A 24,866-nucleotide genomic window follows, 5' to 3' on the forward strand; every position below is an offset into this window, starting at 1 on the left:
ATTTATTAACCCCTACATGGGAAGCATGTTGGGGTTAATTTTATTACTCAACTTTTTTTACTTAATTTGAGTAAGTTAGGGAGAATAAAATGCGTAACGTTCGACGTAACCATCGCCTGTATCGATCGCTGCTTGCATTAAGTATGATTGGTGCTTTATCTGCGTGTAATTCTTCTGGTGGTGGCGATACTAATAGCAGCACTCCGCAACCGGATACCAGTTATGCTTGCCAAGCCAATGTCATGGCGCAAAGTAACCAACTTCGTACTTATCAAATCATGGTCGAGAGTTTTGTGGATGGCGATGCGAGCATTGGTCACGGTACGGGCTATGGCACCAGTCATCATAATGGCGATTTGCAAGGGGTGATTGATTCACTCGATTACATCCAAGATTTAGGGATGAACGCGATTTGGTTGACGCCAGTTTTTGAGTCTGAAGCGATAGCAGGACAAGATCACTGGGCCGATCGTTTGGATGCCACGGGCTATTTTGCTACAGATTACTTTAAGATCGACCCAAAATTTGGTGATTTAGCGACCGCGAAAACCCTAGTTGAAGAAGCACACAAACGTGGTTTGTACGTATTTTTTGATGGCGTATTTGGTCATTACAAAGATGGCTTGATCAAACCCTCACCTTCCGGTTTGCTGCCATCTGGATCAAGCAACCCGGTTGATTATCCGGCCAGTCTCGATTTCTACAAAGAGGTGGCGACGTATTGGATCAAAGAACTCAAAATTGACGGCTGGCGTTTAGATCAAGCCTATCAAGTTCCGACAGACGCTTGGACACAACTTCGTAAAGCTGTCGATGAAGCCTCGCAAGGTGTCACGTACACCAATAGCAAAGGCGAACAAGTGAATCCGTTGGGTTACATGGTGGCAGAGATTTGGAAAGGGGAGTCTGAGATCGCGAATGAGGCGTATGGATCGAACAGCGATCCAGCATTGTGCTCTGCATTTGACTTCCCGATGCGCTATCGCATCGTAGAAACTTTGGCCGTGAATGAGAGCGGCGTGGGTGGTCGCGGTGTGGATTGGCTAGACAACGGCTACAGCACACACAACCAATATCCAACGCATGCGCAACCGAATTTGATGATCGGCAACCATGATTTAGTGCGCTTTGGTGACTTGTTGCAACGCGGAAACTTGGCGGATGTGAATGATGCAGAATATTGGTTACGCCATAAAGCTGCGTTTGCCTTCCAAGCTGCCTACACTGGGCCAATCACGCTGTACTACGGCGATGAAATCGGGGATCAAGTGGATGGTTTTGCCGCAAAAGAAGACAACAACACCTGCGCCATTCAAGGTTTGTGCGATGATCACGTTGCGCGCAGCAGTGCAAAAATTGAAGGTGTGACGGCGACACTTGACGCAAACCAAGCCGATCTCAAAGCTTACGTGAAATCGCTGATGACGATGCGCAGTGCGCACCCAGCATTGTATCAGGGGTCACGCACGAATTTAGTTGCGAGTAACGGCAGTTATTTGGACTTGAAACAATCTGGTACAGACAAAGTCTTGTTTGCGCTAAATACCTTAGAGAGCGCGAGAACCGTCACTCTTACTCAGGAGAGTGTTGGTACTGGTGAGTTGGTGGATTTGCTCACGAATGAAAAAATTACTCCGAGCAATGGTCAATATCAGATTCTGATGTCGCCACTACAAGGACGATTCTTTGCGGTAAAACCTTAAGGAATTATCCAGAATTGATGCTCACCAGTTGAGCTGACCACAAGCTTTCTTATAAACAAGCCAAGTGTTGTTGCTGACCCCCATGGGCGCACACTTGGCTTTTTTCTGTCTGTTTTACTTTTCCCTTAATGGTTTTACGACGATGTAGCCAACAAGTTGCTTCGCTTTTTGTATTGGCATTTGTTTTCAGCAGATGGATATTTGTGAGATAAGCTGCACATTAAAAAGTAAATTAACACTTGTGCAACGTAAAAATGTGACTGAAGGATTACTTATGCCTTACTAATATGTTTATCGTGTTTGGGATTTACATAACTAATGGAAAAGTATAATGAAATCCATAACGAAACCCCTCTGTCTTCTTGCTGTTATTAGCTCTCCGCTTGCATATAGCCAAATTCTCAATGGTGACTTTGAACAGTGGAATGGCAGTGCGCCTACGCAGTGGTCAGTGATTGACGCTGGCATCGCGGTGTCGCCAAGCAGCGAACAAATCAAATCGGGCGGCCTGGCTGCTCAAGTCGTCGTGAATACAGGTACCCAAAGCAACACTGACCTTTTGCAAACCATTAATGTGGAGCAAGGGAAAACCTATCCGTTTTCTGTCTCGGTTTATCACACCGAAGGAAATGTAAAAGCACGTCTGGTGGTTGATGGTTATCACAATTACTCAGATCCGCAGCAGGTAAACCAGTGGCAAGAGCTGGCGCATAACTATACTGCGAGTTCGAACAAGACCATCAATGTCGGGTTGCGTTTTTATGATGAGGCCGGGTTTGATGGCTCAGAAGTTGTCTACGTCGATAATTTTCAACCGACCGAGACAAGTACACAACCTCCTGTAGAAAGCTGTAGTGATCATGAAGTGGTTCTTACACTCACGACGGACAACTATGGCTCAGAAACTAGCTGGGAGTTGAAAAATAGCCAAGCGCAAGTGCTTTTCTCTGGTCAGGGGTATGAGTCGTCAACCACTGTTGAAAAGACCATGTGTTTAGCCGATGGTAACTACCAATTTACGATTCAAGACAGCTATGGCGACGGCATTTGCTGTGGCAATGGTTCGGGGTCTTACGCGTTGAAGGTGGGAGATAAGACTCTTGCTTCTGGCGCTGAATTCTCGAAAAGCGAAACCACCGACTTTACGTTAGGTGACTCAACCTCAACCCCACCAGTGGTTGATGGTTACTACCAAGCGGCGTCTGGCAAGACGGGCTACGCTCTAAAAACGGCGCTGTTTAACATCATCAACAACCACACTAGCCGAGGTTATTCTGCGGTGTGGACCTTGGTAAAAGATGCCGATATTGATCGTTATTACGAAAATGATGGCTCTATTCTCGATATGTATTCAGAGAAACCTGCGGGCACTGATGCTATCAGCTTCACGAAAGTGACAGACCAATGTGGTCAATACAGCCAAGAAGGGGATTGCTACAACCGTGAACACTCGTTCCCGAAAAGCTGGTTTGGCGGCAAAGTTGAGCCGATGAACTCAGATGGTCACCATTTGTTTGCGACCGATGGCTATGTGAATGCGAAGCGCAGTAACTGGCCATTTGGTGAAGTGGGCACCGCGACGTACGTGTCTAGTAATGGTTCTAAACTTGGTCAAGCAAGCACTGGCCTAGGTTATTCCGGTACGGTGTTTGAGCCGATCGATGAGTTTAAAGGCGATTTTGCTCGTGCCTATTTCTACATGGCAACCCGCTATGAAAATGTAGTAGGTAACTGGGAAGGCAATTCAAGCAATGCGGATGCTGTCCTTGATGGTTCAAGTTCAACGGTTTTTGAACCTTGGGTGTTAAACATGCTGAAACGTTGGCACAAAAATGATCCTGTTAGTGAAAAAGAACAAAACCGCAATCAACAAGTGTTTGAGTTTCAGGGCAATCGCAATCCATTCATTGATCACCCTGAGTTTGTTGAACAGATTTGGGGAAACTAACACCTTCTTGATTTTGGTATCCACCATTTAGTGACGCCAAAAAAACAAAGGGGAAGCGTGATGCTTCCCCTTTTTCATTACGGATGTTTTTAAATGAAACTAGTTTTTCGTTACCGTCACGATTGGCGCCGACTTGTCAGCCGCGTTGAAGTGGAAGTTGTAATTTCCTGCTTCTGCAATCGCAATTTTCAGGTTTGCACTACCGCCACCGACTTCCATCGTTAGCGCTTTACCAAGCTCAACACTGCCTTCGCCACCGAAGTTGGTGTCTGCTGCCCAGTCTGCGCTCGCCACTTTCATCTCGTAGTTGCCCGCCGCTAGGTCAATGTCTAGCGAGTAAACGTCATTTGCTACATAGCTGAACTTCGCAGTTGAGTCTTGCGCTGGCGTATCCCATGTGGTGATAGTGCCACGTAGGTAAAGTGCTCTTTCACCGAACGTTGGTGCATCTGCTGACTTGGTCACTGAAACGACAGGTTTTTCTACGCTTTCATCTTGCACATGTAACGCGTTCAGAGTGAAGTTGTACTTACCAGTTTCAGCGACAGACAACGTACAGTTCCCCGCAGAGCCTAAGTCTAGTGAGCCAGAAGCCAAATCCGCAGCATCACAACCGATGTTTGGATTTGCCCATCCTGAGTCCGCAAATTTGAACTCGTGTTCACCTGCTTCAAGAACGCCAGTTACAGAGTACATGCCGTTGCCAATAAAGGTCATCGCCCAGTCACTGCTATCTGACCACTCGTTCATGGTGCCTTTGACGTAAACCACAGTTTCGCCGTAAGGAGGAATGCTCGATACGTCTTTGTTATCCGTGTTTACTGGTAGGCCTGCACCTTGCGCGCCGTCTTGTGGCTGTACGAATACCGCTGTTGTCAGTGCTGGTACTGTGAATGTTTCATTGGCGAAGCTTGCACCTTTCACGATGTCATCCGCAGAGTTTTGTTGAACTTCATGCAGCTCGAAACCAGTAGCGCCAGCAACTTTGAAAGATTTCTCAGTTGATGTTGAGTTCACAACGGCCACGATCGCATCGTAGTTCGAATCCAAATCGGCACCTGCTGATGTGCCATCGTCGATAGACATCACAATCAAGCCTTCCACTTGGTCTTTCCCTACGTTGCGGAAGTCAACACGGTTCATCACTTCTTGCGCGGTGTCTAAGCGGAACAGTTCGCTTGTACTGCGGATTTTTAGTAGCTCTAGGAATTGTTGCTTAGTCAGCTCGATGTCCGTTGAGTCTGGTTTCGCCGTGCTGTCACCGACGATGGTTTTGATCAACTCCCAGTTTGCACCGTCTTTGTCTTCACGTGGTAGACCAACGTTCCAGTTATTGTCGCTTCCATCGAAGAATACACGGTTGAACCAGTCACCAGAATCGTACGAGTCACGCTGCATTGACTTAGAGCGCAATAGCTCAGAACCCATGTGAATGAACGGAATACCTTGACCTAGCATCACCGTTGATAGTGATACAGACTGCATTCGTGCGCGTTCAGCAGATGAAGTACCTGTCGCAATCTTGTAAGCGTTGTTGTCCCACAGCGTTTGGTTATCGTGCTTAGACACGTAGGAAATGTTCTCTGATGGCACTTTTGTGTAGCCTGCTGGAGCACCATTGTAATCAACATTCTTACCAAGTTTGGTTTCGCCTTTGTAATCCAGAAGGACGTAGTCAGCTAAGTTACCAGCCATACCTAGACGAACCAGATCTTGGTTGTGTAGGCGGCCATTCACAGATTCTGCATCAGTTTTAGTTTCTTCGTTCGGGTAAGCGGCGTTACCAAAGCCTTGGTTGAAGCGAAGTGGGTGCTTACCTTCAGAATCTACACCACCATCAAACGGGCTTCCGCCACGAACTGCGTCACGCAGACGATCAGAGAAAGTACCGATTTCTGTCCCCGCCATGTTGACTTGTGTCGCTTGATCGAAGCGAGCGTTTTGCGCAACTTCACCGAAGTCCCAGCCTTCGCCGTAGAACAAAGTATTCGGATCAATTTCACGGACTTTTTCAAGTGCGTAGACCATGACATCTTTCGGCTGGTGGCCCATAAGGTCAAAACGGAAACCATCGACTTTATAGTCATCCGCCCACACCATCAATGAGTCAACCATCAGTTTACCCATCATTAGGTTTTCGGTGGCGGTGTTATCACAACAGGTTGAGTTTTCTACGCCGCCAGTGTTGACGTTTAGGCGGTGGTAGTACCCAGGGACAATTTTATCCAGTACTGATTTTTCGTTCACACCGGATGCATTCGTGTGGTTGTACACCACGTCCATGACCAGTTTCAGATCCATTTTATGCGTCGCTTGCACCATTTCGCGGAACTCAAGGATACGTTTAGAACCGTTAGGATCGGTCGCATAACTGCCTTCTGGTACAGTGTAGTGGTATGGGTCGTAACCCCAGTTGAAGCTGTCTAGCATGCGAAGATCGTTCATCAACGCTTGTGCTTTGCCCGTTGTTGGGTCGTAGCTATTTAATACCTCTTCAATCACTTTGCCGTCATCTTCGGTCTCACAAATGGAGGCTTCTGGCTTGATGCCACAAAGTTTACCCACGGTGTCGGTGATATCGACTCGCTGGTCAGCGTCTTCATCCACGGTTGCAATATCAAATGCTGGCAGGATATGCAGCGTTGTTAGGCCTGCATCTTTTAAGGCTTGTAAGTGAGAAACAGACTCACGCTCAGATTCTGTAAGGGCAAGATATTTGCCATCAAGACTTGGCGTGCCTTTGCTGTCGTTAAAGCTGAAATCACGAATGTGTGACTCGTAAAGGACGTGGTCTTCGTCTTTTTTAACCATTGGGCGTGCGTAGTTTTTCCAATCTTGAGGCATTAAGCTTGGATCATCTAAATCAACCACTTGCGAGTATCGCGAGTTTTTAGACAAGCTCATTGAATATGGGTCTGTTACCAAACGCGTTTCAACGACGCCAGTTGTTGGGTGGTATACCTTAACTTGGTAGCGATAGTATTTGTTGACAACGTTGCTTTGTGCCTCAGAAACCCAGATACCTGTTGCTGGGTCTTCCGTCATGGCAACGGTCGCTTCTTCTGCTAAGTTTTCATCGTAGATTATCAGATCAACATCTTGGGCAGTTGGTGCCCATAGTTTGAAGGTTGCGGCACCGCCTTCCACAATTGCGCCGAGTTCTTGACCAATCGCGTTACCTGCCTTGGAATCGGCAAATACTGCATCGAGAACGCCCGGCTTTTGCACTTCAGTTGCAGAAATGACGTCACCATTTGCGTTGTAAGCTACCATAACGATTTGTGATTTCAGGATCGTGCGTAGAGTCGCGTCATCGACATCAATGCCTGCAGCTTGGAGGCTAGCAAGGTGACGGAAGCGTGATTTCAGACCATCAGATAAATCACCTGCTTTCGTCAACTCAACCGCCGTGCCACCGGAGATTTGCTTGTCTTCATCCATTTTAATGTCGTTGCTGAGGCTGTAGAACAGCTTCATGGAATCCGCATTGGCCACCGCTTCCCACGCGATGGTGTTGGCATCTAGCCAATGCGCTTTTTGACCATCAATATCAACAGGGCGTTCTTCGATTGGCTCGTAGTAAAGCTCACTGCTGCCGTGGAAGCCAAACAACCCTTTAGATTCGCCGATTTTCGTCAGCTCCACTTTTGAGTTTGCACTGCCGAATGCTTTCTCATCACCTTTGTGCAGAATGAAGTTCATGCATTCGTGTGGGTCAGAGGCATCTGGGTTCACTTTCAGTACGTAGTAAGCACCGTAGGTGTCGTTGATGCCATCGAATGGATGCGGTGCCGACCAATCCGTTCCTGTGCCAGGAATGCCCATTGCGTCTAAATCTGTGCTGGTACAGCCTTCACCGTTCCACAGGTGCAAGCCCCAACCTTCGTAGTCGCTGGCCGTTGAAGCGGACGCCACATCGCGTTTGTAATAAATGACGACCTCGTTCTCTCCCGCAGGGTACAAGCCTGAGCCTGGGTTCGTCGTATCTTCGTTCGTGCTATCACTACCACAACCGCTGATGACTGCGACGGAAATCAAAGGCAGTACGGTTTTGGCAATTGTTGATAATTTAAATGTCTTATTGTCCACGTTTACAAATCCATTGTTATTGAATTGATATTGAGCTGCGCGCTGCCTTCGCTGACTCAGTCATCAAGAAGGTTTCGCACACGCTAGAAAGGCAGATGCCGAAAAAGGAAATGTTCAACTAGATGCTAATACACTGAATCATCAGCAAAATGTGAGAGCAGGCAGTTAAGTTTTTTACAAGTGAAAATTTTCTGTCACAGTCGATTTTGTTCACAAATTAAATAATAAAACAGACGCATAGTGAGAGCTTCTGCACATCATTAAAATGTAAATTTTTATAGGAGGAGCAAGGGGGGATGATAGGGGAGGAGAATATCTCAGCCCCAAAACCGTGATTAAGTTCTATAAAATTCGCAGTGATATTTTTTAATTAAAAATAAGTTGCAGTGATATTGAATAAAATAGCGCCATTAAGTCTTGGCAAGCTTCAGATTTTCGCTAAGTGGTCGTTATATAATGAAGGTAGTCGGCGTTATGTCGACGCGTAATCTTAAGATTTCCCTGAGAGGGAGATGAATTGGGCCCTGAAACCAAAAGAGGCTATTTATGAGTAGTATGGGCATTGCCATTGCGGCAACTGGCCTTTCACTCGTCCTGATATTTGTGTGGATGATCTCGTTGTCGATGCGGAAACAGAGACTCGAGGCAGAGAGGAAAGCTCGCGAAGCCTCTTATCGAAAGGCGATGCAAAAAGCGCGAGAGCAAGAGCGTAAAGAGCGTGAGTTCAAAGCAGAAACCGGACATATCCCCACCATTTTATTTCTAGCGAAAGAAGCCGAGAAGGACAACATTCGTCAAGCGCTGTATTGGTATGATAAAGCCGCTAAGTTGGACAATGTGACGGGAATGTACGGTATTGTTCGCTTGAGTGAGCGCATGCGTGAAGATGTGATTTTAAAAGAGCAGGCAAACTTTTGGCGTACCGCCATTGCCGGAATGGAAGGGGATACCGAAGCGAAATTTGCGACAGGCAAAGCGTTGGTTTTTGGCCGCGGAACGGAAAAAAATATTCCCAAAGGTAACCAACTGATTGAAACTGCAGCCGAAGAAGGCTGCATTGATGCCATGCTTTACATGGGTGAATGGCAACTTTCACCAGACAATAGTGCAGGACGCAGTGCAGATGCGCTTTATTGGTTTATGAAAGCGGCTGAAAAAGACAGTGCGGACGGAAAAATCCAAGTTGGCTTATGTTACCTAAATGGTGTTGGTACAGAAAAAAGCATGGTCAAAGGCTGCTATTGGCTTGAAAGAGCCGCAGAAGGTGGCAGCGCCGAGGCGATGTATCATGCTGGCGAAGCGTGGAAGGACAAAGGTAAAACAGGCAATGCGATTGCTTATGTTTGGTTGTTTCTTGCTGCCAATATGGGGTATCAGCCAGCGCGTACGTTGCGTGACGAAGTGGCAACCAATATTGGTGTTGATGTCGTCGTTGGATTGCAATCCATAGCGAAACCGTTGCAAAGAAAGCTTGCGTCAGGGATGGTGAGAAAGCATTCCATTATTCGTGCGCTGAACAAGGTGTACAAACGCGAAGCGTATTTTCCTGCAGAGGAGGAGCTTAACGCGGTGCTGAGTGACGAAAATAAAGACGATGCTAACGCATGGGATGAAGCATCGGCGCCGAACTTCCAGCCAGACATGACCACAGCAACGACGGAAGGGCAGACAACCACATCGTCTACCGAAAAAAAGCTCTCTAAAGAGGCGCTCGATTTCACGCAGAATTTCCTTCAACCATAATTTATCTTATCCATAAGCCTCATAATTGAGGCTTTTCTTTTGCCTTTCTGTCTCAGTATCTCTGTCGATCACAATTACAGACTGTAAACTTATCTAAGCGATTCATTTACTGGGCTGCATACTATTTATTCGATTTTTCAACACATTTTTAGTGCTTCGCTAAGATGGGATATGTTTATCTTCAAATAGAGGGATTTCCCTCTTTATCTACTTCTCCTGTTGGGCTCAAATCAAGTCTCTTCAATTGATAGTAATAATGATTGAAGAGCAATACTTGATGCCCAGAGTAATAGGTGAATAGTATTCATTACTTTATCTAATAATGTAAATTAAAAATTGTATTATAAATCTTAAATTGTGTTTTTATATTTAGGCATGGATTATTGATTTTATAATTAATTAGGCGCAAGATGACGTACAAAATAAAATAGCATAGATAATATGCAGAATTACACTAGGAAGTAACTTTTTCATTACATGTTTCAGCAGAAATGGAGCGAATTAGTTTGCTCTGTTTTTATTTCTATTAGAGATTTGTGTATGTTGAGAATCATTAGTGCAGATAAATTCATCTCTTCAAGATTTATCTTAGAGTACAGTAAGGCTGAGTTCGCTTCTTTATTAGGCGTTTCCGTTGCTAAGATAAGTAATATTGAAAGTGGAAAATCTTCAATCCCCCCGGTGTACGATTACGCCATTAATTATTTACTTAGTGAGCATCCTTTTAAAGATAGTGCTGTTGACGCTTTATGCTCTCACGAAACGTTAAACTTTGCTCGGCGTATTGACGTCAACACCAAAGTAAAGCGCCTGTCCTGCAAGCGCTGCGATAGCCGAAGGCTGCACGTTATGGCAGGAATGAGTGGGTTGTATTTTGTTGAGTGTATGGATTGTAAACATACCATGTACTCGTCAGGCATGTCTGTAAAGCGTTATCAGCAATGGTCGAATGGTGGAGTCAAGCTAGATAGTCATTTATTCAATTAAGTTGTTTTTTCTTTATATCCAAAGTAAAGAGCCATCAATACATGTGTTGATGGCTCTTTTATTATGTGTTTAAATTTGGTTAAAAGCGGGGTGTTTTAAACTGCAATAATATAATTTAACTTATTATATAGTGATGTAAATCTCAAAACTTTATTTTATTATAATAACCTTCTTTTTAATAATGGGCGTTGTCACATAATTATTGAAGGATCTTTCCTTTTAGGTGCGTTTCAATATCATTGAGATAGAAATTGGAAAGTGATGAAAGTCTCTAAATTTTAATTCGATAAAATAAGTCTTTTAAATATGAAAATTTAATCACGAAATTTGTAATTTGAATTTTAAATAAATATTTCGTTTGTAATATCTGTCCTTGTCATTTTTAAAGAACAAAAAAAGAGATATTTCAAATGAAACGTTTAATTATAGGTGTTAGTAATTACATGCCTGAAGACTTTAGCTTATTAGCTGAATCTTTAGATGAACAATTTAATCGTCACTTACTGCCTTTAGAACAAGTTGAATTAACCGACGTTGGTGCAGCTATTATTACGTCAACAGACATTAAAGCGGGTCTGCACAGAATGATTTCGGAAACAGGGTACGGAATCCCTGTTTTCTTAGTGACCGATGAAACTCCAGTTTCGGCAGAAGATTACGTTTGGTTAACGGGGGTTATTGATTTAGAAAGACAATCTATCGATTACTACTGCCGTCAAATTAATGAAGCCGTGACTAAATATGAGTGTCGTCTGCTCCCTCCTTTCTTCAAGCAATTAACGCACTACGTTGAGATGGGTAACTCGGCGTTTGACTGTCCAGGGCACCAAGGTGGTCAGTTCTTCAAAAAACACCCTGCTGGTAAACAATTCTACGATTTCTTTGGCGAAAACCTATTCCGTAGCGACTTGTGTAACGCGGACGTGGACTTAGGTGACTTACTGATCCACGAAGGTTCTGCACACCAAGCGCAAGCACACGCTGCAAAAGTATTTAACGCTGACAAAACTTACTTCGTACTCAACGGTACTTCTGCTTCAAACAAAGTTGTGTGTAACGCGCTAGTAACTGAAGGCGATTTGGTATTGTTCGACCGCAATAACCACAAGTCGAATCACCACGGCGCGTTAATCCAAGCGGGTGGTATGCCAGTTTATCTAGAAACGGCGCGTAACCCTTGGGGCTTCATTGGTGGTATGGATGAGCACTGTTTCGATGAAGAGTATATTCGTGCTCAAATCGCGAAAGTATCTCCAGAGCGTGCACGAGATGAACGTCCGTTCCGTCTGGCCATCATCCAGTTGGGTACTTACGACGGTACAATTTATAACGCTCGTTACGTCATGGATAAGATTGGCCACCTTTGTGACTACATCTTGTTTGACTCGGCATGGGTAGGCTATGAGCAGTTCATCCCTATGATGAAAGACTGTTCGCCACTGCTACTGGATCTGAAACCAGAAGATGCGGGTGTGATCGTGACTCAGTCTGTTCACAAGCAACAAGCTGGCTTCTCTCAAACGTCGCAAATCCACAAAAAAGACCGCCATATCAAAGGCCAAGCTCGTTACTGCAATCACAAACGCTTTAACAACGCGTTTATGATGCACGCATCGACATCTCCTTTCTATGCGTTGTTTGCTGCATTGGATGTGAACGCGAAGATCCACGATGGTGAAGCAGGCTTACGTTTATGGAGCGACGCGGTTAAGACCGGTATCGAAGCGCGTAAAGAAATTCTCAAAAGTTGTGAGTTAATTCGTCCGTTCATTCCAAATGAAATTGAAGGTCAACCTTGGGGCAGTTACGACACTGATGTGATCGCGACCAACAAGAAGTTCTTCATGTTCGAGCCAGATGCAAACTGGCACAAGTTTGAAGGTTATGGCGAAGGTCAATACTTTGTTGACCCATGTAAATTGTTGCTAACCACGGCAGGTATTGCAGAAGACGGCAGCTACGCAGATTTCGGTATTCCGGCAACGCTATTGGCGAACTTCCTTCGAGAAAACGGCATCATCCCTGAGAAGTGTGACTTGAACTCCATCTTGTTCCTACTCACTCCTGCTGAAGATATGGGTAAGATCCGTCACCTTGTCGCGCAAATCAACCGATTTGAAAAATTCATTCGTGATGATGCACCTCTCAGTATCGTGCTACCAGGCGTCTACGAAGCGAACAAAGAGCGCTACCGTGGTTACACCATCCGTCAGCTATGTCAGGAAATGCATGACATGTACAAAGAGCTGAACGTGAAACAGCTACAAAAAGCGATGTTCCGCAGTGAATACTTCCCACAAATGGTTCACAAACCAGACGTGGCAACACGCAAATACTTCCGCGGTGAATGCGATTACCTACCACTTAAAGAGGCCGTCGGCCGCGTAGCCGCCGAAGGTGCGCTGCCTTACCCTCCAGGCATTATCTGTGTGATCACTGGTGAAATCTGGACCCAACAGGTGGTGGATTACTTCTTATCTCTAGAAGAAGGCATCAACCGATTCCCAGGCTTCGCGCCAGAAATTCAAGGTGTGTACCTTGAAGATGTCGACGGTCGCACTACCGCACATTGCTATGTCCTAAAAGATTAATCTACCCGTTCGCACCACGCTCCGGCGTCGGTGCGAACCGCTTATTCGTGGAGAATAATTTATGAGTACTGAAACTAAAAAAATGTCGGTGGTGCAGTTAACCATTCTGACGTTCATCAACATGGCTGGCTCCGGTATTATCATGCTGCCAAGTAAACTGGCGCAAGTGGGCACCATTTCTGTGTTATCTTGGCTGATCACGGCAGCGGGCTCTTTGGCGTTGGCTTATGTGTTTGCAAAATGTGGTCGCTTTAGTAAACGTGACGGCGGTATGAACGGTTACGCGTCTTACGCATTCGGTAAATCGGGTGCGTTTATGGCGGGCTGGACTTACGGTTTGTCGCTCCTTATTGCGAATATTGCGATCGCGATTACCTGTGTGGGTTACGGCTCCGCATTTTTTGAAGTGACCCTATCTCCGGTCGAAACCTGTTTGTACACCATCGCCATTCTTTGGATTTGTACTTTCGCTAACTTCGGTGGTGCGAAAATCACAGGTCAAATCGGTACCTTCACGGTATGGGGTGTGATCCTACCGGTATGTTCGCTAGGTATTGTTGGTTGGTTCTGGTTTAACCCAACCATGTACATAGAAGCTTGGAACCCACACCACCTACCATTTGGTGAAGCTGTGAGTGCTTCTATTGCCATGACACTATGGGCGTTTCTTGGTCTTGAATCGGCTTGTGCGAACTCTGAAGCAGTAGAAAACCCAGAGAAGAACGTACCAATCGCAGTATTGGGCGGTACGTTGATTGCTGCGGTGGTTTACATTGTATCGACAAACATCTGTTCTGGTATCGTTGCAAACTCTGAGCTTGCCGCTTCTACCGCACCATTCTCAACCGTATGGTCTGTGATGCTTGGCTCAGCAGCAGGTAAAGCGGTTGCTGGTATGGCGGTATTGGCTTGTGCGGGTTCTCTATTAGGTTGGCAGTTCACTATCGCGTCAGTGTTCAAATCATCTTCTGATGCGGGCTTCTTCCCTAAATTGTTCTCTCAAGTGGACAAACGTGGTACGCCAATCAAAGGTATGGTGGCCATTACGGTTATCCAATCGGTGCTGTCTTTAATGACTATTTCTCCAACGCTGAACGAGCAGTTCGAAGCGCTGGTTAACCTAGCGGTAGTAACGAACGTTATTCCTTACATCCTATGTATGGGCGCAATTTTCATCATGCAGCAAGTGGCGCACGTGCCAGAGCGCGAGATGAAAACCACCAACATTATCGCTCTGATTGGTTCTCTATACAGCTTCTACGCGCTATATGGTTCTGGCTACGAAGCGATGATGTGGGGCTCAATCGTCACCTTCCTAGGCTGGAGTGCTTACGGTCTGATTGCTGCCAAGCATGAGCCTTTAGCAAATTAAAAAATAATAATGAAAGAGCCTTCCCAAACGCGGTGTGGAAGGCTCTTTGTTTTTAGGCGCTTATGCCAAGCCCAAGTCAGAACAAGGCTCTGGGGAATAAATATCCAATGATGTGAAAACTCATTTTCGACATTTGGAGGACGAAAGATGATAAGTCAACCTGTTAAAATCGGTGACGATACTGCCGTAGTCATTCCAAGCGTAATCCTGACTCAACTCGGGATAAGGGAAGGAGATACCCTAGAAATCGCACTGAATAAAGACAAAATGGAAATCAAGAAGATGGTGTTGAAAACCAGCGCTCCAACTTACTCTGAAGAAGTTAACGAGAATTGAGTTAGAGAATCTTGGTTTGTCGGATACACTACTGGTTTCGCAAAACTGGCGCTTGCCGCTGTCTTTGAACTATCGATAACAACAATAAGAGGTAAGGTACTATGCAAGGTATCCTCTCTATACAATCTCATGTTTCTTTTGGTCATGCTGGTAACAGCAGTGCCGTTTTCCCAATGCAACGCATGGGCTTCGAAGTATGGCCGATTCATACCGTTCAATTTTCTAACCACACGCAGTATCAAGAAGGTTGGACTGGGCGAGCGTTTGCGGCTGAAGACATCAGCGAGTTAGTGCGTGGTCTTAGTAACATCGGTGCATTGGAAAAGTGCCAAGCGGTGTTGACGGGCTACCAAGGCAGCGCAGAGCAGTGCCTTGCTGTCGAAGAAACCGTGACGAAGGTGAAGCAAGCGAACCCGAAGGCACTGTATGTTTGCGACCCTGTGATGGGCGCGCCAGACAAAGGCTGTATTGTGGCGCCGGGTATTGCAGAAAACTTGTTAAACCGTCTGATGCCAATGGCAGATGTGATCGTGCCTAACCAGTTCGAGCTAAGCCAATTTGCAGAGATGGAAATCCACTCGTTAGACGATGCGATCACGGCATGCCAACGTGCACTAGCGAAAGGTCCAAAAATAGTGCTAGTGAAGCACCTTTACTGCCTAGAGAATGGCAGCTTCAACATGTTACTGGCAACGCAAGAAGGCATTTACTTAGCGAAGCGCCCTCAGTTTGAGTTTGTCAAACAACCTGTGGGTGTAGGCGACCTTATTTCGGCTATCTTCACCGCTGGATTATTGAAGGGTTGGTCTCCTAAACAAGCTTTCCAACACTGCCATGACGCGTGTTATGGGGTATTAAGCGCCACTTACCATGCAGGGGAGTGGGAGCTGCAAACTATCGCGGCACAGCAAGAGTTTGTTGAGCCAAGTAAGCATTTCTCAATTGAAGAGGTGGCTCTGGCCACCGCGTAATTGAGCGCAAATAATTAGTATATAAAAAAGGGGAGCCATCATCGGCTCCCCTTTCTATTTATTCTGTCAGTCTTACTGAGCTTTTTGCTGTTCTGATTTACAAACTGCTGCTGTGAAGACAACGTCTGTTGAACTGTTTAGTGCAGTTTCAGCAGAGTCTTGAATCACGCCGATGATGAAGCCAACCGCTACAACCTGCATTGCTACGTCGTTTGAGATACCAAACAGACCACACGCAAGTGGGATAAGTAGTAGCGAGCCACCTGCAACACCTGATGCGCCACATGCAGAAACCGCAGCCACAATACTTAGCAGTAGCGCAGTCAGTAGATCAACTTCAATACCCATAGTGTGCACAGCTGCAAGCGTTAGCGTTGTGATAGTGATTGCAGCACCAGCCATGTTAATGGTCGCACCTAGTGGGATAGATACTGAGTATGTATCTTCGTCCAGTTTTAGCTTCTCACATAGTGCCATGTTTACTGGGATATTCGCCGCACTTGAACGAGTGAAGAACGCGGTTACACCACTTTCACGTAGGCAACGGAATACAAGTGGGTAAGGGTTTTGCTTAGTTTTAACGAACACGATCGCCGGGTTTACAACGAGTGCGATGATCATCATAGCGCCAAGAAGAACCGCCAGAAGGTGTGCGTAGCTTGCTAGTGCGCTAAAGCCTGTTGTTGCGAACGTTGAAGCAACCAGACCAAAGATACCAAATGGTGCAAGACGAATGATAAAGCGAACAATGTGAGACACGCTGTGGCTGAGATCTTCAAACACGGCTTTCGTTGTTGCAGATGCGTGGTGTAGCGCAAGACCCAGACCCACACCCCAAGCAAGAATGCCAATGTAGTTTGCTTCTACTAGTGCATTTACTGGGTTGTCGACCAGTTTAAACAACAGTGTGCGTAGAATTTCAGCAATACCTTGAGGCGGCGTTGCACCTTCAGCGCCGGTGACAAGCGTTAAATTGGTCGGGAAAAGGAAGCTTAGAACCACTGCTGATAGCGCCGCGAAGAACGTACCCATCAGGTACAGTACAACGATTGGACGCATGTACGTGTGCTGGTTTTTCTTTTGGTTCGCAATTGAAGCGGCAACCAAAATAAACACAAGGATTGGCGCGATCGCTTTAAGAGCACCAACAAAAAGGCTACCAATTAATCCTGCACTTTCGGCATGGCTTGGGGAAATTGTGGCGAGCAAAATACCAAAGACAATACCGACAAGGATCTGGACGACGAGGTTACCACGAGCAAATCGGGCAACGAGGCTGTTGTGTTGCATACATCATTCCTGCAATTTTATGCCAGAGCGAGCAGGGCAATAGTCCATCATTACACGGCGATAATGCCCTTGTATTGCAAGGGGTGAGCATTGCTTCTGGTCACTAAGACACATGATTATCAATTATCCTGTTTTTATAAATTCAGCCATTTTCTTGCTGAATATCACATATCTTAGCTTGGTAATATTTTGTGTCTAGTTTTAGTTTGTTTTTGGATTAAATGTTTGCTCAATGTTATTTAAATAGGATTTTTATGTTGAAAATTATCATTATTTATGAGTAATGGTTTTTAATAAAGTTGTTAAAAAGGAGACTTTCGTCTCCTTTGATTTTATTGACAACTCAAACGTAACAAATCAGTAACTTTGTTGGCGCCTGCGCTTATCACTCATGGCATTTCGAGTGAGTTTCCCGAACTGTCGACTTTGAGCTCGTTGCTCTGCCAAAGTCGCGCCGTTAAAGGCTTGTTCTCGCAATAGTTTTTGATAGTTATTGAAACGACGAACCTCCAGTGTGCCATTTTCAATCGCAGCTTGAACTGCACAACCCGGCTCAGTTTGATGCTGGCAATCACCAAAGCGACAACGTTGAGCGAGACCCTCAATGTCAGAAAATGCCTCACTGACGCCCAGTTCGCAGTCTGCTAGTTGAAGCTCGCGCATTCCCGGAGTATCAATCAAGATGCCGCCATCAGGTAATAGATGGATAGAGCGCGATGTGGTTGTATGTCGCCCTTTGCTATCGTCTTCACGAATATGCCCAGTCGCCTGTTCTTGCTGCCCGAGTAATGCATTCACAAGAGTTGATTTGCCAACGCCTGAAGAACCGATAAAAGCGACGGTTTGTCCTTCTTCGCACCAGCTCATGAGTTTAGAAGCACTCTCTGTTTCTAAGCCGTTGACTGTCTCTATGACTAATAGAGGGTCGAGCTTCTGTACTTGGCTTTTTAGTTCATCAATGTTGTCACACAAATCGGCTTTGGAAAGGACGATGACGGGTTCGACTTCGGCTTCATGAGCCAAGGCGAGATAGCGTTCAATACGACTTAAATTGAAGTCGTCGTTAAGGGAACAGACGATAAAAACGGTATCCACATTTGCGGCGATGAGCTGCTCTGCCACTTTGCTGCCTGCTGCTTTGCGGCTAAAGAGGCTCAAGCGATCCAGTAAGCGAACAAATTGCTGATCGTCATTTAAGATAACCCAGTCTCCGACGGTCATATTGGGTAGAGCGTGGTGGGCATTGAGGTGGACTTGCCCCGTTTCTGTCGCCAATAGGTAACCACTTCGGTGATGCGCAATCACACGTGCAAAGATAGTGTCGTCGTAATCGTCTAGTGTCAGTTGTTGCTGAAAAAATGGTTTCCAACCCAATCGTTTTAGTGGGTTTGAAGTTGAAATTAATGTGTCACAAAAAGTATGTGTTTGATTCATTGTTGAATTATCCCAGACGCAAAAAAGCGCCTTAATACAAATCGCATTAGGGTCTAATTCGGATAGAGTTGACCCCGGTGAAGACCGGGCAGAGAAGGGGAGTTGTGGCTATGCCACGTAATAGGTGCGGTTAGGGTTACCCTTGCGATGCCCAGTTAGTGTTATTCAATACAATCATCATGTGTCCTCTTCGTTGGTTAATAAGTAAGTGAATTAATTAAGCCAAGAGAGTATAGCCGCCCTTTTTCTTAGAGGGTAGCTATACTGCGAAAATATTAGCTTTGTTTGTTGATGCGCTCTTCCATTACCTGCGAATACGTGTTGGCTTTTAAGCCGTATATGATTTGGACATGACGCTCATCCAGTATCACGACGCCATGTGCGCCATGATTTTTGAGTGCATTTTTATCTATGATGGACGTCGTTCTGAGGGTAAGACGTAGCCGAGTCGCGCATGCTCCAGTTTCTAGCAGGTTTTCTATCCCCCCAATGGCGTCAATGATCGTATCGACGTCTTGTTCGACATTGGGGTTGGTTTGAGTTAGGAAACTGAAAAACTGTTTCAGCACTGACTTAACTGTCATTTGAGGAGCCTTCAGTCGTCAGTTTTGAAATGGCTTCAACAATCGGTGCCGGCGAGAGTGTATGCGGTACCTTGGTGATTAACGTGCCATCCGGCTTCAAGAAGTAAAAGTAAGAGCTGTGATCAAGCGTGTATTTGAGCTCCGAGCCTTCCAATTCGGTTTTGCGGAAAATAACACCATAGTTGTGTGCCAAAGGTGTGGTTACATCAAGCGGTGCCGATAGGCCTTCAATCATTGGATGGAAGTAATGGGCATATTTCGCCGAGGCATCGGCCTCATCACGCTCTGGATCTAAAGAAATGAACATTGGGCGCAGTTGCGCTTTTTGCGCTTCATCGATCTGATTTAGGGCTCCTGCCAGCATAGCAAGCGAAGTTGGGCAAACATCTGGGCAGCGAGTAAAACCAAAATAGACGACTCGAATGCGAGGGTCATTCACATCGAAGATATTGACGGCTTGGTTATTTTCCCCAAACAATACCGTTTGTTGAGAGGTGGAACTATCCACTTGCTCTGGCTTCGTTTTCTGATTATCTAAATAGCTTTTTACGCCAAACCCGAGGGCGAAAGCAACTACGAGAAATAGGGACCAATTGCGGCTCATAACGATTCCTTATCTTTGCATTTTTATAGCAGGGTAAACGGTATTCTCTCCATCACTGAGTTCACCAACCCAGGTCATGGCGTCTTGAGTGCAAACCGGCAGGATGATGTCACCTTGATATTGACCGGGAGCGACTTGCTTCAGTAAAAACTTGGGTTCTCCCATCTCCATTTCTCTTCCTGAAAGGCTTAGGACGAGTTGCTCAGCATCGCTTGTGTACCACTCAACATTCAGAGTAGTAGGGACCAAGGGTTGAGCAGTATCTGCGTTGAGCGTCATCGTAACATTCTCTTGAACGCACGAGGCAGTAGAGAGAAAGCAATACTCATCTATCGGTTTGATCGGAGTGGATGAAGAAAAGCTTTTTAGTAAAGTCGGGGCATAAAATCCCGCAACCAGTGCGGCTGAAACAGCGGCGATTTGTAACACTTTCATTAAGGTTCAGCATTTATCACTTAACATTACCTGCATCGTAGCACAGAAGCGTCATTCGCCAACTCGTGGCCTAGATAAATTGTGCGTTGTGCCTCGATGCCAGAGATCAAAATAACCGCGCGGTGTAGGGGTTGTTGAATCAAGCCCTAAAGATTTTCAATTGCGATGATTTTCTCTTAGCCAATAAACAAAAACGGAGCCAATTGGCTCCGTTCTTGTTTGTTGATTCCGTATTGATTTGATACCGCAGTTACTTGTCTGAATCTGCAAATTTTTCGAGACTCAAAACCAGCGCAATGGCAGCAAGCATCATCACAACGGCAAGCACTAACTGAGAAGGTTGTGATGTTACGTGTTCAAATTCAAATGGTGATAGGTTGTGCTGTAGCAAGGGCACTTGCTCACCCTTTGAATTGGTGCGCCAAGTAATGGTTTCTTTCCAAGGCCAAATCTTTGGTAACGTACCAATCATTAAGCCTGTCAAAAACATCAGAGTGAAATCGCGGAACTTGCGTAGTAACCACGACAATAGATGCGAAAAGGACAGCAAACCAATCACACAACCTGACAAAAACAGCGCTAATGTATCGACTTGGAAGCCTTTCACGGCGGCTAATACTGGCGCATACATCCCAATCAATAACAAGATAAAACTGCCAGAGATGCCCGGTAAGATCATCGCGCAAATCGCGATAGCACCAGCAAACAATGTGTTAATGGCCGTTGGTTCCATGTGTAAAGGTTTAAGCACGGTGATGCTGTAAGCAAACCCGACACCAACAAGTAGAGTCACAAAGCGGATAAGATCACGTTGTTCAACCTGACGAATAATGTGATAGACCGATACCAAAATCAGACCAAAGAAAAATGACCAAAGTGGGATGGGGTGTGTGTCAAGAAGCCAAGTGATCAACTTTGCTAGCGTAGCAATGCTGGTGAAAATACCGGCAAACAGAGCGATAAGGAAGAAACCGTTGATGTGATTAAAGGCGGCTTTAACCCCTTTTTTTCGCCAAATAGAGAAAAGTGATGGGTTAATGCGTCGAATGCTCTCAAGCAGCGTATCGTAAATGCCGGTGATAAACGCGATGGTGCCGCCTGATACGCCAGGAACAACATCTGCTGCGCCCATGGCGATTCCTTTGAAGAAAGTAATTAAGTAGTTCATTGCTCTAATGCTAAGTCGTTTCGATGGCACAGAGTATACAAACATTGCGACGAAAAAAGTATGAAATAGTGCTGTAGCTACTGGGTTTTATATCCAAGCAATTGCTTATTTTTGTTACAGGTTATGAGGTGATTCAAATACAACGATATCTTAATATTTGGTTTACATTATTGAGATGATTAACTGTACTATCAATGGCTACGCCTGTTGCATTATGCAAATGCAATTTGATAATTGGATTTGCGTTTTGCTATATTTTATATAGACAAATTCACTTTATATGAGATCCTGTGCCCAAAAATAAGTCTTTGCATTTTGGCATGATTAATGCATAATACGGCTCGACCCTTCTTAAGCCGAGGGTCACCTAGCCAACTGACGTTGTTAGTGAATACAATTTGTTCACACTAAATATAAGCCAATCGCGATTATTGCGGTTGGCTATTTTTTTATATGAACAACGTTACTTACGTGCTTTGCAAATTGCACTTCCCTCGTTCTAGACTCATAAAAAAGGGCTGACGCATCACGCCAACCCCTTGTATTTCACTTTAGGTTTTAATCTGTTTTCTTGAGCTGATCAGTACCCCATCAACTGGAGTAAATTTTCAGCTGTCACAATGGCCTCTTTACGATTGGCGATATTGAGCTTTTGGTACAAGTTGCGAATGTGGGTTTTAATCGTGGTGCCTGCCACATCAAGCTCTTGCGCGATTTGCTCATTACTGAAACCAGAATAAATCAAACCAAGCACCTGCCACTCACGTTGAGTCAGTGGGCTTGTGCGAACTAGTTCCGGTACGTTAGGGTGGTTTACCAGCTTCTCAATGAAGTCTTCATCAAAGTGAATAGAGCGGCTGCGCTGATTGGAGGAAATATCCTTCATCAATTGTTGAGCGCGGTGACGTTCTAGATCGCCTAACTCATGGCGGAGGCTTAACTTCTCCAGTAGCCCGCCAATGGTGGCGCCATCAATGAGGAAATTACCTACCATCCCCGTCTGGTTTGTCATCACTAACGCTTCTTTTAGCAAAGCTTTTGCTTGCTCTTCGTCTTTTTGACGAGCAGCAAACACCGCTTCGACCACTAAGTTGCGATTAGTATCTGTGATCAGGTTGGTTCGACGAGCTTCACTTTGGAGGAAATCCAATGCTGCGCGCGCTTCGGTATATTGACCTAAGTTGATGTGTGCGCGTGCAATGTTACGCCATTGCAATTGTGAAAAGTGGTTGCATGCCGATTCAGGACGAACCGCAGTGTTGAGCCATTCTTGCATTGCATCGGTGTTACCGCGCGCTTGCCAAAACAGGATCAACGATAGTGAAGCGTTTGCTGTCCAATCTACGTGGTAAGTCGACTGCTTCATCAAATGTTGAATGTGCTCAATGAATTTACCGGCTTTGTCTAGCTCGCCACGGCCAACCGCAATACGCGCCAGCATCGAGTAGCTGTGTAAGTGCTTACTTGGCGAATGGTTTTCGAGAATTTGTAGACCTCGGTAGGCACATTCTTCTGCTTCATCAAGTCGGTTCCAGCACCAAAGCACTTGCGCTCGAATACGCAGCAAAAACTCGTGCAGAGGAACATGTTGAAGTTGCTGATCTTCAATCAGGCGGAATGCGGAATCTTGCAGCTCAAAGGCGGCTTGTACGTAACCTTGCGCAATCAAAATCTCGCTTTGTTGTAAAATCGCCCATAACGCTTGGTGGTAAACTTGGTACTGACGAGCCAGCTTCTCGGTTTGTTGCATCATCGGTAACGCGCGGTCGAGTTTACCTAGCACGTGGTTAACTTCGCCAACAACCGAAGTTGCCACAATGCGGCTACGGTAAATTGTGTTATCAAGTTGGCTAAGTGCTAGCTCCGCTAATTCGAGTGCTTTCTCTGGTTGGTTGCTGTTGATAGCTACTTGAGCAAGCAGCGCGTTTGCTTGACCTTGATAATGAATATCTAACTCAATGTTACGCTTTTTATGCTCCTCTTCCGCTTCTTCAAGCAGGTGGCCTACTTGGTTATAACGATGCTGACTTTGAGCCAACCAAGCTCGGAGCATCGTAAGTTTTGGGTGGCTGAACAGAAGCTCAGCATCCAACTTATTAATTGAGCTTTCCAGTGTGCTGAGCTCGCCTTGGTTAAACATCTTCCAGCCGAATTCGTTTAGAATTTCTACCACCAAGTCTTTATCGTTCGACTTTTGTGCATGGTGAATCGCTTGGTGCGGTGCTTTTTGTTGTAACCAGGCAACAGCTGCATTGCGGTGAAGATCTTTTTCTTGCTGAGGAATACGCGCTTGGCGCTCATGAGACAAAAACTCGCCAAATAAGTTATGGAATCGGAACCAGTTTTGCTCCCCTTCGAGTGGGTAGATGAATAAGCCGTAGCGGTTTAATGATTCGATCAAACCAAGCGCATCTTCGCGTTGGGTAAGGGCAAACACTAACTCATCATTGAAGTGGTCAAGCACGGACACTTGCATCAAGAAATGACGAGTTTCGTGATCGAGTAGGTCAAACACTTCTTCGACCAGATAATCCCACAAATGCGCGTGATTGAACTGCGATACCGACTCTACGGTTTGTGCCAATGTACGGTTTTGATGTTGCGCTTGCAACGCGATCAACTGCATCGCTGATGGCCAACCTTCCACATAGGTTCTGAGGCTGTTTGCCATGTCTTCGTCGATGCCATCGGCAATACGCTGATTAAAGAAGCGAGTCGTTTCTTCGGTATCGAACGCCAACATCTCGTTGCCTATTTCGATCATTAAATCACGAACACGTAAGTTTGCAGTACCCAGAGGCGGCGCTGCACGACTTGTTACCACAACGGTGAGGTTGTCTGGCATGTGTTTTAAGAAGAAACGCATGGATTCATGAATTTCATCGTTGGTGATCAAGTGATAGTCATCAAGCACCACATAGCACTCTTGATGAAAATCAGCCATTTCCGCGAACACTTCGCTGAATAAAGAACGTAGAGAAGAGATCTGGCGTTTTTCCGCCAGTTTTTGTGCGTTAGAGCAACTGAAGTTGGTGGCTTTGTTTAATGCTTGAAGCAGGTAATTTACAAAGCGAAAGCCGTCGTTATCGCTGTCATCAATGCTGTACCAACCGACGTTTGGTTTATCGGATAGCCACTGCGCTGCCATGGTGGTTTTTCCGTAACCTGCTGGGGAGCGGAATAAAACCAATTTGTAGTAAGGCGCTTGCTGTAGTAAGTCCAACACTCGTGGGCGCACGATGGCATTGTGCAGGCGTCCTGGTCGAGTAAGCTTAGATGGAATCCACATTAGTAATTATGTCCTTATTTATGTATACCCAAGTGATTGCGACGTGATCATTTCAGTAAGGCACCCTCGAAAGCTTCGTCTTACTGAATGATGTCATCAGCATCAAAAACTGCTTGAATGCCAGTTAATGTCGCCTCTTGTTGGGGCTTGCATCCGTCTGAAAAAGCATTCCATACGGTCACTTAGATATAAAAGCTAGCGAAAACTAGAAATAACCCACACCGCCTAATTCTAGTTTGTATAAAAAGCGTACAATCCTGTGAGCCGTGTGGGATGTTACGACATCAGAAATGTCCGTTACTTTGATCCACTTCCTAATTCT

16 protein-coding genes are annotated in these 24,866 nt (G+C 45.5%); 8 read left to right on the forward strand and 8 right to left on the reverse strand.

What is annotated here, in order from left to right; genetic code table 11:
• Window positions 1-89: 89 nt before the first annotated feature.
• Window positions 90-1,703 (forward strand): alpha-amylase family glycosyl hydrolase, encoded by a 1,614-nt coding sequence (locus VEA_RS20440; RefSeq protein WP_006740820.1) that lies wholly within the window; start codon window positions 90-92, stop codon window positions 1,701-1,703.
• A 331-nt stretch (window positions 1,704-2,034) separates the two neighbouring features.
• Complete coding sequence (locus VEA_RS20445) at window positions 2,035-3,651, forward strand: endonuclease (protein WP_006740819.1); 1,617 nt, start codon at window positions 2,035-2,037, stop codon at window positions 3,649-3,651.
• A gap of 99 nt (window positions 3,652-3,750) precedes the next feature.
• Here VEA_RS20445 and pulA read toward each other — a convergent pair whose 3' ends face one another.
• Window positions 3,751-7,740 (reverse strand): pullulanase-type alpha-1,6-glucosidase, encoded by a 3,990-nt coding sequence (pulA, locus tag VEA_RS20450; RefSeq protein WP_006740818.1) that lies wholly within the window; start codon window positions 7,738-7,740, stop codon window positions 3,751-3,753.
• A 546-nt stretch (window positions 7,741-8,286) separates the two neighbouring features.
• Here pulA and VEA_RS20455 point away from each other — a divergent pair.
• The 6 genes from VEA_RS20455 (at window position 8,287) to pdxY (ending at window position 15,740) form a co-directional block, all read left to right on the forward strand.
• Window positions 8,287-9,483: a tetratricopeptide repeat protein gene (locus VEA_RS20455; protein ID WP_012842412.1), complete on the forward strand. Its 1,197-nt coding sequence runs from the start codon at window positions 8,287-8,289 to the stop codon at window positions 9,481-9,483.
• 540 nt (window positions 9,484-10,023) lie between these two features.
• Complete coding sequence (locus VEA_RS20460; protein ID WP_031780583.1) at window positions 10,024-10,470, forward strand: helix-turn-helix domain-containing protein; 447 nt, start codon at window positions 10,024-10,026, stop codon at window positions 10,468-10,470.
• Between the two features lie 443 nt (window positions 10,471-10,913).
• Window positions 10,914-13,061 carry an ornithine decarboxylase SpeF gene (gene speF / locus VEA_RS20465; RefSeq protein ID WP_006740816.1) on the forward strand — a complete coding sequence of 716 codons (2,148 nt, stop codon included), beginning with the start codon at window positions 10,914-10,916 and terminating at the stop codon, window positions 13,059-13,061.
• A 61-nt stretch (window positions 13,062-13,122) separates the two neighbouring features.
• Window positions 13,123-14,433, forward strand: coding sequence for a putrescine-ornithine antiporter (gene potE, locus VEA_RS20470; RefSeq protein WP_005396773.1), 1,311 nt, complete (start codon window positions 13,123-13,125; stop codon window positions 14,431-14,433).
• 147 nt (window positions 14,434-14,580) lie between these two features.
• Entirely contained in the window at window positions 14,581-14,769 is a 189-nt protein-coding gene (locus tag VEA_RS20475; protein ID WP_005396772.1) for an AbrB/MazE/SpoVT family DNA-binding domain-containing protein, read from the forward strand.
• Between the two features lie 101 nt (window positions 14,770-14,870).
• Window positions 14,871-15,740 carry a pyridoxal kinase PdxY gene (gene pdxY / locus VEA_RS20480; protein WP_006740815.1) on the forward strand — a complete coding sequence of 290 codons (870 nt, stop codon included), beginning with the start codon at window positions 14,871-14,873 and terminating at the stop codon, window positions 15,738-15,740.
• A 72-nt stretch (window positions 15,741-15,812) separates the two neighbouring features.
• Here the strand turns inward: pdxY and sstT are convergent, their stop codons facing one another.
• The 7 genes from sstT to malT all read right to left on the reverse strand — a co-directional run bounded on the left by sstT (window position 15,813) and on the right by malT (window position 24,544).
• Window positions 15,813-17,030, reverse strand: a complete 1,218-nt coding sequence (gene sstT / locus VEA_RS20485; RefSeq protein ID WP_005396770.1) for a serine/threonine transporter SstT — start codon at window positions 17,028-17,030, stop codon at window positions 15,813-15,815.
• Window positions 17,031-17,387: 357 nt separating this feature from the next.
• Window positions 17,388-18,464 carry a ribosome small subunit-dependent GTPase A gene (gene rsgA / locus VEA_RS20490; protein ID WP_006740814.1) on the reverse strand — a complete coding sequence of 359 codons (1,077 nt, stop codon included), beginning with the start codon at window positions 18,462-18,464 and terminating at the stop codon, window positions 17,388-17,390.
• A 275-nt stretch (window positions 18,465-18,739) separates the two neighbouring features.
• A complete protein-coding gene (locus VEA_RS20495; protein ID WP_006740813.1) occupies window positions 18,740-19,048 on the reverse strand; it encodes a PTS sugar transporter subunit IIB in 309 nt (102 codons plus the stop codon).
• Window positions 19,038-19,652, reverse strand: a complete 615-nt coding sequence (locus VEA_RS20500; protein ID WP_006740812.1) for an SCO family protein — start codon at window positions 19,650-19,652, stop codon at window positions 19,038-19,040. The genes VEA_RS20495 and VEA_RS20500 overlap by 11 nt, the downstream gene beginning before the upstream one ends.
• Window positions 19,653-19,661: 9 nt before the next feature.
• The gene (locus VEA_RS20505; protein WP_041853109.1) at window positions 19,662-20,087 is read right to left on the reverse strand and encodes a hypothetical protein; all 426 of its coding nucleotides are present in this window, start codon (window positions 20,085-20,087) and stop codon (window positions 19,662-19,664) included.
• A 250-nt stretch (window positions 20,088-20,337) separates the two neighbouring features.
• Complete coding sequence (locus VEA_RS20510; protein WP_041853110.1) at window positions 20,338-21,255, reverse strand: polyprenyl-phosphate transporter; 918 nt, start codon at window positions 21,253-21,255, stop codon at window positions 20,338-20,340.
• A 580-nt stretch (window positions 21,256-21,835) separates the two neighbouring features.
• Entirely contained in the window at window positions 21,836-24,544 is a 2,709-nt protein-coding gene (gene malT / locus VEA_RS20515; RefSeq protein WP_005396763.1) for an HTH-type transcriptional regulator MalT, read from the reverse strand.
• Window positions 24,545-24,866: the final 322 nt, after the last annotated feature.

Origin of the sequence: Vibrio antiquarius (assembly GCF_000024825.1) — a bacterium.
Lineage (GTDB): Bacteria > Pseudomonadota > Gammaproteobacteria > Enterobacterales > Vibrionaceae > Vibrio > Vibrio diabolicus.